This window comes from Paenibacillus sp. JT31N7 (genome assembly GCF_059692095.1).
In genome coordinates this window covers 842775-857223 of the sequence record NZ_JCAUAT010000002.1, presented here as the reverse complement: position 1 = coordinate 857223, position 14449 = coordinate 842775, and the positions used below count along the sequence as shown (strand labels likewise).

The following is a 14449-nucleotide window of genomic DNA, read 5'->3' as shown; positions in this document are numbered from 1 at the left end:
GAGATGTTCAAACATTCTACCACCTTTTACATTTTACTACAAAAGAAGCGCGGCCGGCGCTGAACCCCTGCCGCCGTGCGTAAACTTAAAGCTTTGGAGGAAACCATCCCGTGATGAAATTACAACGATACGCTCATATGGCTCTGGCATTGCTGCTGCTTGTCATGGCGGTGCCGGGCGGAGTCTTCGCGGCGGATGCCGCTACCGATACGAAGATCGACGCCGTTCTCGCTGCGGACGTCAGCACTTCTATGAACGAAAGCGACGTCAATAAAGTCAGCTACGAAGCGATGAAAATGTTTGTGGACATGGCTTCCGTACAGGGAGACAAGATCGGCGTGGTCGCTTATACGGACCAGATTTTGAGAGAGAAGGCGCTGCTCAAGATCAACAATGCCGACGACAAGAAAGATTTGAAGACCTTTATCGACCAGCTGTCGCGCGGGCCGTATACGGACATCGCGGTGGGGCTGAGCGAAGCGGTGAAGGTGTTGGAATCCGGCGCGGAACAGGGCCATGTGCCCCTGATTGTGCTGCTGACGGACGGCAACAATTCCCTGAATCCCGGCAAAACGCAGGCGGATTCGGACAAAGTGCTCGGCGCGGCCGTGCAGAAAGCCAAAGACAAGGGCATCCCGGTTTACACCATCGGGCTGAACGCCGACGGCAAGCTGAACAAGGACAAGCTGGAGTCGGTTTCCAAGGAAACGGGCGGCAAGCTGTTCGTCACCAGCTCGGCGGAAGATCTGCCGAAAATTTTGAGCGAAATTTACGCCAGCCATTTGAAGCTGAAAGTCGTTCCGCTCAAGGGCTTTACGGCAAACGGCCAGTTTCAGGACGTGAAAGTGACGATCCCCAACGGAAGCGTCCTCGAAGCGAACATCTCTATTATGTCCGGCAAGCCGGTGGAGGCCAAGCTGCTCGATCCCAAAGGCAAGGAGCAAAACATTCCGTCCGACAAAATCGTCTATACTTCGTCAAACGCCTATTCGCTGATCAAAATATTGAATCCCGCGCAGGGCGACTGGACGCTTAAGATAAAAGGGGTTCCGCAGGAAAAAATCGACATCAACCTCGTGTACAACTACGATGTGCAGGTCGTGCTGGACGCGCAGCTCCCCAAAACGGCCAAAGCCGGCGACAGTATCGCCATCAAGGCTCACCTGGAATCGGGAGGCCAGAAGGCGGCCGACGCCGAGCTGTACAAGAATGCCAAGGCTTCGCTGGTCGTCACCGACCTGGACACGAAGCAGATGTCCGAAGCGCCTTTGACGCTTACGGACAAAGGCATCGAAGGCAGCTGGAAGGTCGCCGACTCCCACGCTTACGAGGTGAAGGTGAAGGTGGAAAGCGCCAACTTCACGCGCGAATCCGCACCTGCCTCCGTTTCCGCCAAGAGCGGCGGCGCCTCCTCTTCGGGAGAGGCATCCGGCGATAAAGGCGTCAATTGGGTGAAAACCGGCTCGTGGATCGCCGGACTGGTTGTTCTGCTGGCGGCCGCCCTGTTCGGACTCGCTTTCTGGAAGAAAGCGAACAAGGGCTTTTTCGGTCAGCTGGTCGTGGAGATCAAGGACGAAGAGACAGGCGAGCGGACAAGTCCGCAGTACAAGAAGCTCAGCGGCTTCAAAGGCAAGGTTCAGCTGCATCAGCTGCTCTCCCTTGCGCCGGAATTTGCGGAAACCAAAGGCATCGTCTTCAAGCCGGGTCCGAACGACACGCTTCTTCTGTTTAACGAGTCCGCTTGCACCATCGAGAAAGGCGGCCGGGTCTTCGATGCCTCGAAAGGCAAAGAGGTTAAGAAAAACGACCGCATCCGCGTGACGGTTCCGAACATCCAGAAGTCCGTATCGCTGGAATATCTGAAATAAAAATCCCGCAATCAACCATGCTTAAAACCAATAAAAACATGCACTCATGGGGGGCCTTTTGATATGAAAGCAACAGTCAGGGAACATATCCAGCAGCTCGACGTCTCTCTCGGCGGCGGAATTATCAGCGATAAAATCCGCGTCGATACGATCGACAACCCGATGCTCGTCATCGGTCTTGGCGGTACGGGCATCGATGCGCTGCTGCGCCTGAAATACCAGATCAACCGGCGATTCAAGCTGCCGGAAGATCCTTTTACGAAGAAAAAGAAAGAAAAGCCGAACAACGTCGAATTTCTCGCGATTGAAACGAACGAGCACGACCGCAACAAGAAATACAAGGGTATCGGACTCGATCCGCTGACGGAATTCGTGCTCCTGTCCAATGCCGAGATCGGCAGCGTGCTGCAGAACCGCAGCATCCTGGAGCCGTACATCAAGGAATGGCTGTCGCCGGAGCTGACGATCACCGACGGCATCAACGGCGCTTCGGGCGTCCGCCAGGCGGGACGTCTGCTTCTGTTCACGAAGATCGTGCAGGTTGTGCAGACGCTGGAGCGCAAGATCAAAACTTTGTCCATCGGCACGAACAAGAAGCTGATGGTGTTCGTTCTGACCGGGCTGTCCGGCGGTACGGGAAGCGGCTGCTTCCTCGACATTTCGTACATTGTCCGTGGCATTCTGGAGCGCGATTACGGCTCAGCGGGTGTGGACAAGATCAGTCTGCTCGGGTATCTGTTCACGCCGGACGTGAACTTGGCGAACAAGAGCCTGACCGAGCATTCGCGCGAGTATATCAAGAAGAACGGCTACGCGGCGCTCAAGGAGCTCGACTACTGGATGAACGTCGACGAGCGTACGGAACGCTTCAAGCAGCAGTACGCGAATATCCTGACGGTCAATTCGCCGATGCCCCCTTTCAACCTGGCGCACCTCATTTCGGCGACCAATCTGGAAGGCAAGCTGCTGGAAAACGCGTATGACTACTGCATGAACGTAACGGCGGAGAATATCACCAACTTTATGGCAAGCGAGGACAAGCAGTCCGGCGAAGAATTTGCCATTCACGATTATATCAGCAACATCCGCACGAACATCAACCAGATGCCGAAGGCATATGCCGCCAACTACCAGTACAACATTCTGGGAGCTTCTTCGGCGGTGCTGCCGATCGAGGAAATGACCACTTACTTGGCGTACGAAGTATTCAAGCGGATGGAAAAAATGTTCGACGCCGGCCCGTCGCAGGAAGAAGTCGAGAAGCTCGCGCACAAGCTGGGCCTCGATCCCGATTCGCTGCACCGCGAGTTCGACAAACGGGTGCCGGAGCCGATCCCGGGCTACCAGAACAGCGAGCGGCTCAGCTATTCGAACGTGATCAAGCAGCAGGTCGTCAACATCGATACCGAGCTGGAGCAGAGCTTCTTGTCCCGGGCGCGAGAGGAATACATTAAATCCCGCAAGCAGCTGCCGGGACAGGTGAAGGAAGCCTTCTCCGAGCAGGTGACGAAAATATTCCGTAATCCGGAGCAGGGGCCGTTCTACGTGTCCCGGATTATTTTGCAGGACAAAGGCTTCTGCCTGCTGAAGCTCATTTCTTCCTATATCGAGTCGCTGAAGGAAAGCCTGTACCGCATTCCGCGGGATATCCAGGCGGCCGAGGAAAATTCCGAGCAGAAAATGACCGAAGCGCGGAGCGCATTCATTTCCAAGGACCGGAAGAAAGACGCTTATATCGAAGCGAAAATTCAGGAATACCTCCTGCACGCCGACCGCGAGCGGATGGAACAGATGATCGAGTTTTACGAAGATCTGTACAACCTGATCAACCAGGAAAACTCCCGCATTTATCTCGTGTTTACCGAGCTTCTTTCCGAACTTAACAAAATTTTCGAGAAAAACGGCGATATCCTCACAAGAGGCGACGAGGAAATCGACCACAAGGGCAACCGCACGTACTACTGGAACGTAGTCAGCGTTCCCGATATTGCGAAGCTGATCGGTCAGGTGACGGAAGACCGCAACGCGGACGAACTGATCCGCGATTTCACGAACGAGCTGCTTGAGAAATCCAATCAGTGGATCAAGGAGCAGGAAGTCGATGTCATCGGCTCCGTTTCCGAGTTCCTGACGGATCACTTCGGAGAGCTGATTACGAAATCGATGGAAGAGTATCTCGTCATCAAGTACGGCCACGAAGATTCCATCGAAAAGCTGGTGGAAGGCCGCATCGCAAGCCGTTTGTACGAGGAAGCGAAGCCGGTGTTCCATCTGACGAACAGCTCGGGCCATTTCAACTTCCCGTCCTGGGGATTCGTCTCGGTTCCGGTCCAGGCCCCGAACATTTTCAAGGGCATCCGCAACTTCCAGGATAACGCGATTGCGAACTCGCGCTTTACGATTAAGGAGAGCGAAGTGAAGAACCGGATTTTCTGGCTCAATACCCAGAACGGAATTCCGCTTTTCCTGTATACGCCGCTTAAAGTATATGAAGAAAGCTACGAGAGAACCATTCTCGAGCCGGAAGGCATCGGCCGCCACCTCGTGCAGACGGACCGCGTGAACTGGACGTATCTGCCGTCTCCGATTCCCGAGAAATCCTGGGGCGAGACATATGAGAACGGACGCGTCAAGTCCTACAACGCGAGCGTCCGCAGCTTGTTCGACCGTGCCGTGGAGTACCGCTCCGTCCGCCTGAAAGGCGAAGACAGCGGAACGATCAACCGCTACGAATGCGTGCTGACGAAGCCGTTCGATGCCGAAGCGTTCATCTCGGCTTACAATCTCCAGCTGAATTCGCAGCGTCCGAACTTCGGCGAACTTCAGCGCTGCGTCAACGATCTGAAGGCCCTTCTTCAGACCGGTTTGGAGGCGGACCGAAGCAAAGATATCTTCGGCAGTGTCAACGAAGAGCTTGCGAAGGAAAATCTCATCCGCTCTCCTGAACTGCTCAAGCAGGTAAGGGAAGAGGTGCGCAAGTACGACAGCATTGTCCGCAAAATCGGTGAGCTGGAGCAGGCCCTCAGCGCCTACCAGGACGAGGAAAAATTCGTCGCGCAGTATATCGAAGCGATGTACACGTCCACGATCGCCAAGAAGGGCGCCCTGTACGTCTACGACCACGATGCGGATGAAGATCCTTGGGAGCCGTTCGTGAATCTCATGCAGACGAACAAGTTCGTCGAATACGAGATCTACAGCAAGATGCGCGGCCTCGACGCCAAGCGGCTCGGCCTGCTGCAGCGCAAATCGTCCAGACGCAGCCAGGAGATGATCGCTTCCGAAGATATCTCGGGACTGGTGGAAACGCTGCGCGGCATGGCGGCCTCTTACCAGGAAGCCAAGTCGGCGCTTGACTACGACCGTGCCGAATATGCGGCCGGGGAAGACATGTACCAGTTCTATAAGCTGGTGGCCGGCAAAGTAAACGACATGGTGAAGAGTTTGAAGTAACGCAGTGAAGCTTAGAATCAAGCAGAGACAAAGCTGCGGAAATTCAACCGAAATCATCACGTAAAAAGCAGCAGACAACTTAGCGGGAAATACGCGGTTATTCCGTGGAAAAAAGGATGCAGACGGGACGGCGTGTTCACACGGACCGTCCTTCTCTGCCATAACGCCTAAGGATAGGAGTGAGGAAACCATGCGGGAGAAATTGGTGGCGTTCGCAAACGAATATGCCGCGGAAACGGACAGCACGGGTTTGGACGGAGATGAGCAGCGCAGCATTCACCATCCGCTCGTTTTTCTGTTCCTGGGCGATACATCGGCGGAAGCCCTGCAAACCATGGCGGAAATCAACAACCGCAGGTGGAACAACAGCACGGGGGTCGTTTATCTCCATGTCGGAACGGAACGATCCGGTGAAGAATCCGGCAAGCAGCATGCCGAGCATGAGAGCGGGGCGCCGCAGGATTGGCGGCAGGCTGATGCGGCGGGTGCGGCGGAGCGTTCCGGACATGCCGTCTCTGACTATAGGGAGCGTTCCGGGCATGCCGCCCCTGACTACAGGGAGCAGTCCGGCAGCGAGAGAAGCCGTCCGGAGCGGAGTGATCCCGGCGGCCCCGAAGCCGGCAATATCTACACCTGGACACTGCCTGTCCCAGGAAATAACCCGCGCAAGGCAAGGCCGGACCTCCACGACAGCTTCCGGTCCAACCGGGAAAAGCTGCTGGAGCTGAACGTTCTGCTGCGCAGAATGAACAGCCGGATTTCCGAATTCGGCAGACTGTATTCGAATCTCCAAAGGCTGAACATCGCGGTCGTCACCAGGCTCGACGACCCCTGCAACGTGCTGCTGCCGGAGCTGACCGCGCTGATGGAGACGATCTTCGGCGAGCATTTCCGCTCCGTCATCGTGGACCTGTACGGACTGCTTGAAGAGAAGCAGGTCGGGGAGGAATTCGCTCTCCGCGCTTCCATGAGCTTCAGCTTCCTCAGGGAGCTGGACGTGCTGCAGAGCAGAGACTATACCTTCTCAAGCCCGCTTCAAGTGACGGGCGAAGGCATTACCCTTCCCGCCCAGCACGGCCCTTCCCCGCTTTTCGACACCGTCTATCTCTTGAGCGACAAGGATGAGCGGGGCATTTTTACCGAGAGCGGAATGAAAGGCAGCTACGAAACGATCAGCTCGCTGAATTTGCTGAAATACCGGCATATCAAAGCCGAGAACGAAGGCGATTCTTCCAAGCAGGGCACATACAACCATCAGCATTTTAAGCAAAATATAGCGCCGCCCGGAGAAGAAGGCGTCGGCTACGTATCGGCCGGGTATTCCAGAGTCAGCCGTCCGAATTCGGCGATTGCCCTGACTGTCCTTTATCACCTTTACCGCCATGTGCGGGAGAAGATGGAGGATAACGTCCAGGGAGGCGCTCGCCTCCTGCCCGATCTGATCTCGATGGAGCCCCAGCTGTGGAACCGCGAGATCGAATCGGTCGTGCCGGGACGCGAGCAGGCCGTAGAGGAGATGTACGGGCTCATGCACGACCCGGTTTCTTACGGGGAGCTGAAGTCCATGTCCTTAAAAGAGGCGGAGCTTGCGTTGTTTCAGGACAGCGCCCGCCGGTTTTTCGACATGAACGTCCGGCAGAGAGCGGAGACGGCCTTCGCGGAACGCGGCTTCGCCAAGAGGCTGGAGCGCACCCTGAAGGAGCGCGTCGTAGACGATCCCGCTTACGGGTACTACGCTCTGTACGGCTGGCTAGCGGAGGAAGGCGGCGCCGGAAACCGGAGCCTGCCGGGCGAGCTGAGGCAGCAGCTGAGGGACGCGGGAAACCGGGCCGAGCAGCTCCGGGGCGAGCTGGAGACCTTTTACGGCGAGCGCGTGGACCGGCAGCCGATAGGCAAAGGCTCGCTGTTCGGCTGGAAGTCCGACAAGGCCTCGGTCAAGAATCTGATCCGCCACCTGCTGGATGAGGCCTACGGCCTAAGACGCGACCTGCTCGTTCTGGAACTGAAGCAGAAGCTGATGTCGGCTTACCTCGACAAGCTCGAGGAGCTGAGGGAGCGGGCTGGAGCGGCCGTCCGGCAGATGGACAGCCTGGAGAAGCTTCTGCGCGATACGAGCCGCAGCGGAATTACGGCGGCAAGCGACTATCTGGGCCGTAATATCAACGAGTATTACGAGCACGTGGTGAAGCAGATTTTGACGGAGATGGAAGGACGGAGAGAGAGCCGGTTTTATTTCGATGAACGCTTCCTGGGGAACGTTTCCGTGGAAATCGACCGGGATGCCGGGCAGTGGCTCCGGAAGCTGATGGGCACGGCCCGCCGGGACGTACTCGTTCATCCCCTTTTTCATCAGACGTTTGAAGCCGAGCTGCTGGAGCGGGCCAATGTCGCCGCCAGTTACGACAACCGGGATGTGCTTTCGAAGGAAGACCTTTTCCGTGATCTTTATACGACACTTGAAAACGAAGCCTCGATCCGGATCGATGTGTATCATTCCACCCACCGCAACCGTCATGAAGAAAAGTACTTTTTCGGCGATTCGCGGAGTGAATTTATCCAATATGTGTTTGCGGTTGACGGCGGCAGTCGGACGTACAAGCTCGGCTGCGTGCACGAGAAGAAACCGGGCGGGATCGAAAAGCTCCGGCTTATGGGCGGATTCAGGCTGGAGGATCTGATGGTGTACCGGAACGGCAGGCGCTATTACGAGACGTATACGGAGAACGGCTATCGTTTTCACAGCATGGAATTGCCCGAAACAGGAACGGACACAGCATGAAGTTTTCATAAGGACCGGTTAGTGACAACACTCTGCTCGTAGGGCAATAAAGAAAAGAGGGGGAGACCTGTGAAACAGAGAAAATGGAATCCGCTGCTGACCTTATTCAGCGTAATCGGAGGATTTGCCGGGTTTATTGTCGGCGAATTTATTTTGAGCCGCTGGGAAGGAATTTGGCATGAAACGGTGCTGATGGGGGTCTATTTCGGGCAGCTTGCCTTGTTTGTGGGCCTGTTCTGCCTTGTGGCGGAAATGATCTCGCCGCAGCTGAACGGAAGAAACTGGCGACTGCGCTACGCGGGCGACGGATGGAAGTTTCTCGTACCGGCCACGCTCGTGATGCTGTTTATAGCGGGGGCGCTGTTTCAGGTCCTGTACGGCTTTCAGGTGCTCGGCACGAAGAAGGCGCCGCAAAATTATGTACTGGTCATCGACAAATCGGACAGCATGTCGCAGAACGATCCGCAGAAACAGAGCCTTCAGGCGGCCAAGTCTCTCATCGGACGGATGGATGGCAAAAACAGCGCGGCGGTATTTACGTTTAATGAGGAAACGCAGCTTATCGCGCCGCTGACGAAGCTTGCCGGCTCCGGCCGGGAAGAGATCCGCGGCAGGCTGGACAAGATCGGCGAGCCGACGGGCCAGACGGATATCGGCCGGGCTTTAACGACGGTCATGGATCAGCTGAAGAAGGATGGGGCGGCGGACAGCTCCTCTTCCGTTATCCTGATCTCGGACGGGTACAGCGATGTGAATACGACCGAGGTGCTGTCTCCGTTCGTTAAGGCGGGGATCAGCGTTCATACGGTCGGCATCGACGACTCCCAGGTGGAAGGCATCCAACTGCTCCAGCGCATCGCCGAGCAGACGAGCGGCTCCTTCCACGACGTGAAGAGCGCGGACCGCATCACGGATGCGTTCGAGCAGATCTACACGGCCCAGCAGCCTTGGCATCTTGCGGGCGAACGCCTTGGGGCCGCCGCTTCGGACGGGTTCCACGCATTCCTGCGGGTGGCGTTTATTCTGCTGATCGGAACGCTGATCGGCCTTTCGCTGGGCATCATTTTCGACAACCGGCATCTTGCGCTCAGCTTCGCCATCGGCGGTACGCTCGCGGGCCTTCTGGCCGGACTTGTGCTGGAAACCGGAATGCCCGGAACGAACATTCCGTTCTTTTACCGGGCGGTGGCGGACATCGTGCTTGCCTTCGTCTTATCGCTGGGGGCACTGATCATCCCGGTCAGCACGAACGATTCCCATTCGGGTCTGCGCAAAAATTATCAGCGGGCCCGGCTCGAAGAGGGAAGCTACGGCAGAAAAGACAGCGCGCCGGTCGGCAAGAAGTTCCGCTGAACGGGGCTTCCTGCAGGCAGGGTGAGGCGAAAATCAGCGCTTCAGGGCCCGTGAGCAGGGGAAGGCCGCAGCGTCGGCGCACGGCATTTAACAAGTAGGCTAGTGATCAAGTGAGGCGATTGGCATGCAATGGGAAGAAATCAACGAAGAGAACCGGATTACGAAGCTGGCTTCGCAGCCGGCGCGTGATGGGGAGTGCCTGCTGACATGGCAGTGGCCCAAAGAAATCGGCGCGGTCTATGTGTACGGCTTCGAGAGCGGAAGCGAACAGCCGCCCGAGCAGCTGGCTCCGCATCAGCTCAAGCTGTACACGCGGGAAGAGTACAAGGCGGCAGGCGGGTATCGCGAGCGCATGGAGTATATCGGAATGCGGGGGTACCGCATTTTCCCGTGCGGGATGAAGGAGGGCCGCGTGACGCCTTACCGCCAGACCGGCACGGACAACGCCATTCGCGTCAGCGCAGGCAAAGCCCGGATCCGGTATTCGATTAAATACGGAGGCCGGTTGTTCGGCAAATACAAGTCCGCAAAAATTCAATTGTTTTGCGAAATTCCGGTGCCGCAGGAAGCGCTCTGTTACGTGAAGAAGGAAGGCGGCCATCCGGCGGGACGGCAGGACGGCACCGCTTATCCTTTCCGCCGGGATTTCGAGGCGGGCACGCAGATTCTTCCGGAGATCGAAATCGGCAAGCACGATTTTCTGCGGCTTTTTTTCACCGATTCCCGTTATGGGGATGTTTATGAACTAATCCAGGAATGAGGAGAGGCGCACATGCTAGGGTATCTGAAAAGTCTTTTCGAAAAAAAGCCGCCCGAGAAAGAGCGGCCGCCTTATTACAGCATCGTCTGCCCGTATTGTTTTAATAAATTCGAACCGGATGATGTCGTGTTCCGGGCCAGTCATATCAAAGACAACGACGATGATTTCATGCTCCAGGAGGATGAGCGTCTGAACAGCTGGAGGCGCAAGTTCAATTTGTCCGAGGTGGACATGGAGGCCGTTATTCTGCCTTCGACGATTCCCGACTCGTACAAGACGTATGTACAGAATGTGCTCGTCGCCGTAACCGACCGTTACGGGGAAACGACCAGACGGCGCCTGTGCCCGTACTGTCACAACGAGCTGCCGATTTCGGCCGGTAAAGTGCCGAGCAATATTATTTCGATCGTGGGCGCTTCGCAGGTCGGCAAGTCCGTCTATATGACCTCGCTGATCCATACGCTCCAGCATACGACGGCTTCGAATTTTAACGCCGCCTGTATGCCGCTGAGCGCGGAAATTTCCCGCAAATTCCGGCAGCACTACCACGAGCCGATCTTCGAACGGGGAAGCATGCTGCAATCGACCAACCCGAACGAACAGCAGGAGCCGTTTATTTTCCAGTTTGTTTTCAAGGATGAGCGCGAGGCACCGCTGACGATCGTCTTTTTCGACGTGGCGGGCGAGGGCATGGTTCAGAGGGAATATCTCGATATTTATGCGTCTCATATCAAAAATTCGTCAGGCATTCTGTTTCTCGTCGACCCTCTGCAAATCCGGAGCATCCGGGACAAGATCCAGATCAATGTCGGCGGGGAGCAGGGCGAATTCGCCAACCGGTACGACGAGCCGCGCGAAGTGGTTATTTCGCTGTTCGAGAATTTTATCGCCCACCAGAGCAACTCCAAGACAGATATTCCAACGGCGATCGTTCTCACAAAGAGCGATATGCTCCAGTATTTGAAAGAAGAAGACAGTGAGTACATCCAGCCGAACAGCAACGTATTCCGCAATGTCGTCCACCAGGGGTATCTCGATGCATCCGAGTTTGAGAACATTAACGGCGAAATCGGCCGTTTTATAGAAAAGGTAGACCGTCCGTTCAAAGACGCGGTCGATGTGTATTTTGCGAATACGGCTTACTTCGCGGTTTCCGCGCTGGGCACCAATCCCGTGAACAAGCAGATCTCCGGCGTCATTAATCCGACCCGGGTCGACGAGCCGTTTATCTGGCTGCTGCACAAGCTGGGCTATATCGCGAGGAGAGATGCGACGTGATGCAGAAAAACATTCAACAGCAGCTGTTTACCAGGGACCGCGAGGGGGTCTTCCGTACAAGCGAAGGGTTCGATACGGTGGCCAAGTCACCCGGGCTGGACCATTCCTTTATCAAATCCGCGCTGCATCCTTACTGCGTCTATAAGGCGCCGCAGGAACTCCTGGAGCGCGGGGAAGAAAACTCCGGGCTGTATCCGGAGTCGGTCGTCGCTTACCATGCGGAGAACGGGGATTTCGTGATCGGTCGCAGCGTCTACGTGGCGACGGACTTCACGGGACAGCGCAGCGCTTCCTTCACGCACCAGTATGTGATTCCGAAGGAGCGCAAAGAGGCGTTCATCCGCGAACCACGCCGGATTTTCGGCATCCGCGGCTTCCAAAGCCGCTACGACATCCGGTCCGGCAAGGAAATCCCCGAGCTGGAGGATATTCCGTTCGAGGGGGAAGTCCGCACCGGCGAAGGAGACAAACTGCTGGAGACGCTCGGGATCGACCGGGAGCTGTTTCGCCAGCTCGTCTTCGCGGTGCTTGCCTCGGTGGCGAACAAGAAGAAAGTGTTCATCTCCCTGAACACGGACATATCCGAGAGCGCCATCTACGCCAAGCGCCTGCTGGAAATCGTGTACCGAAGTCTTCCTTACGCGGTACGACGGCAGCTCGGCTTTATGACCTTCAACAGCGAGCCGGAAGCGAAGCAGCATCTGCACGTCGTGTTCACGGAAAAGGGGAGCATCCGCCTGCCTGACCGCAAAATCGAAAAAGATTACATTTTCGATTTCGCCGGCGGCCGGTTCCTGAACACGGAACTGCCCGCCCAGGACCACGCGTATCTGGATTACGTGTGGACTCACCGCAACGATCCGGCTGAGCTCCGGAGGTACTTCGACTTCTGCGACGAAGCGGTTGCCGGGCTGGATACCCAGACCGTGCTGAGCGCCGCAGCCTATTCCCGGCTGTGCGTCCTGTATGAGATCGAACGCGGCCGCACGGAGCTGTACGAGCAGGACCGGGCCGCCGCCATGAACGGGATTCTCTCGTTCCTTACGACCGAATCATCCCCCCGCAAGCCGCGGCTGAAGGAGCTGTTCGTCGGTCTTCTCACCCGTGAGGCGTCGGACCGGGAACGTATAGCGGGGGCGGATTACGTGGAAGCCGTGATGGGTTACGAGAAGTTTGCCGATCCGCAGGTGAAAGCCCTGATCGTCCGCTGCCTCGGCATCTTCGTCTCGCGTACCGCGGATTCCGGCGCGGGTGATAGTATCGAGAGCGCCGCCCCGCTGCTGGACCTGCTGGCCGCCCGCCCGGCTGTCTTCGCCGCCGTGTTCGGCGGGCTGATGAAGAGTCGCCCTGCCTTAGGCGAAGGCTACATCCGCTATCGGATGAAGCGGGTCAAGTCGGTTCAGGCTTTTACCGGTGAGATCGGATTCTGGCAGTCGCACAGCGAGGAACTGATGGGAGAAGAGATGTTCTCCCGGGAAGCTTACGATCCGCTGCGCAAACTTATGCGGACGGATCTCAGGAAGAAAGTCGCTCTGGCCCGGACGTTAACCGATTATTTTGAACAATTGAGACAAAATTCGGCCGGAGAGAAGCGGCACGGCGTGAGGCAATTCAGCCGGTGGATGAAACTTGCCGTGCATTTGGAGCTGGTGGATGACTTGAAGCCGAGCGGCCTCGGCATCGAAGATATCCAGAGCCTCGGGTTCCTGCTCGATCCGTTCAATCCGGACCTGAAAGGCCAGGCGTCGCGCGATCAGGAGGGAGTTCTCCGCGTCTTACAAGCGGCTTACAAAGTGCTGACGCTGGACGGGAAGAAACAGTCCGAAGCGGAAGATGTAATGGCCCGTCTGGACCCCGTCGATTTGGACCGGGCGCAGCTCCTTCTGCAGAAGCTGATGCAAAACGAGGTCACACCCGCCCGTTTCGGGCAGCTTGTGACGGCTTTCCATAAACCGGGAAGCGGCGGAAGTCCGGATCAGCAGCCCGGCTACGATTACGAACGGCTGCTGAATTTTGTGGCCTCGGCCGGGCAAGGAACGGACACGTTTACGGATTTCGCCGCCTGGTCCGCGGAGGATATCCGTTTCCAGGACGGGAAGGGCGCCATTCATCCGTATTACAAAGCGGCGCTCAGCCGTGCGTTCGATGTACATGCTCCGCAGGCTTTCCGCAATAAGGCGGTGTCCCGGAAGCTGCTTGAGACCGGGAATCCTTCGTTCGCGGCTTTGTTCGACACCGTCAGACTGCGGCAGTCCGGCAAATGGGCCCGGATCTGGGCCAAGAATAAGCGGAAAATCGTGCTCAGAGGCTCCATTTTTCTGGTGCTGTTCATCGCCATAATCGCCGTGCTCTGGAAGCCGGTATCGGGGTGGATGGCTCCGACTCCGGTCGTTATCGTGGCAGACCTCGAGGAGAAAACCGGCAAAGAAACGGTAACGGTCAAAGCCTCGCTGAAAGAGCCCGATAAAAATACAAAGCTGTATGTCAACGACAAGGTGATCGAGAACGGGAGCATCGACATGAAACTGAACGAAGGGGAGAATCCCCTTGTTTTCAAGGCAGTGAGCAAGTCGGGCAAAACTTCCGAAACCGTGAGCAAAAAGGTGACCCTGGTCCCGCGGCCCCTGCTGAAAGCGGAGCAGCCGCCACTAACGGTGAAAGCCGCCAAGGTCACCGTGACGGCTAAAGCGGAGGACGGCAACGATCCGAGCCCGGAGATTTATATCAACGGGCAGCTTGCCGGCACCGGCAGCGTTTCCCAGCAGGTTCAGCTCATCCCGGGCGATAATCCGATCGAGATTACGGCGAAAAACAAGCTGGGCCGCATGAGCGAGCCCGTCCGCTATACCGTGAAATCGAACCCTGTGCCCGTGGGGCCCCTGCCGGGTCAAGGTAAAAGCTTGAGAACGAGTAAGCTATTTTAACCCTACGAATAAAAAATCGAGCACGCGCTTAGCG

Annotated in this window: 7 protein-coding genes; all 7 read left to right on the top strand. The window is 56.7% G+C overall.

The window, feature by feature from the left end; genetic code table 11:
- The first annotated feature begins 113 nt into the window (after positions 1–113).
- The 7 genes from AC58P5_RS14170 to AC58P5_RS14140 all read left to right on the top strand — a co-directional run bounded on the left by AC58P5_RS14170 (position 114) and on the right by AC58P5_RS14140 (position 14415).
- Entirely contained in the window at positions 114–1868 is a 1755-nt protein-coding gene (locus tag AC58P5_RS14170) for a vWA domain-containing protein (RefSeq protein WP_497387457.1), read from the top strand.
- A 63-nt stretch (positions 1869–1931) separates the two neighbouring features.
- Positions 1932–5321: a tubulin-like doman-containing protein gene (locus AC58P5_RS14165; RefSeq protein WP_497387455.1), complete on the top strand. Its 3390-nt coding sequence runs from the start codon at positions 1932–1934 to the stop codon at positions 5319–5321.
- A 190-nt stretch (positions 5322–5511) separates the two neighbouring features.
- Complete coding sequence (locus AC58P5_RS14160; protein WP_497387453.1) at positions 5512–8100, top strand: hypothetical protein; 2589 nt, start codon at positions 5512–5514, stop codon at positions 8098–8100.
- Between the two features lie 69 nt (positions 8101–8169).
- Positions 8170–9453, top strand: a complete 1284-nt coding sequence (locus AC58P5_RS14155; protein ID WP_497387451.1) for a vWA domain-containing protein — start codon at positions 8170–8172, stop codon at positions 9451–9453.
- Between the two features lie 124 nt (positions 9454–9577).
- The gene (locus AC58P5_RS14150) at positions 9578–10213 is read left to right on the top strand and encodes a hypothetical protein (protein ID WP_497387449.1); all 636 of its coding nucleotides are present in this window, start codon (positions 9578–9580) and stop codon (positions 10211–10213) included.
- A gap of 12 nt (positions 10214–10225) precedes the next feature.
- On the top strand, positions 10226–11491 hold the full coding sequence (locus AC58P5_RS14145) for a TRAFAC clade GTPase domain-containing protein (protein WP_497387447.1): 1266 nt from the start codon (positions 10226–10228) through the stop codon (positions 11489–11491).
- Positions 11491–14415 carry a GAP1-N2 domain-containing protein gene (locus tag AC58P5_RS14140; protein WP_497387586.1) on the top strand — a complete coding sequence of 975 codons (2925 nt, stop codon included), beginning with the start codon at positions 11491–11493 and terminating at the stop codon, positions 14413–14415. The genes AC58P5_RS14145 and AC58P5_RS14140 overlap by 1 nt, the downstream gene beginning before the upstream one ends.
- Positions 14416–14449 lie beyond the last annotated feature (34 nt).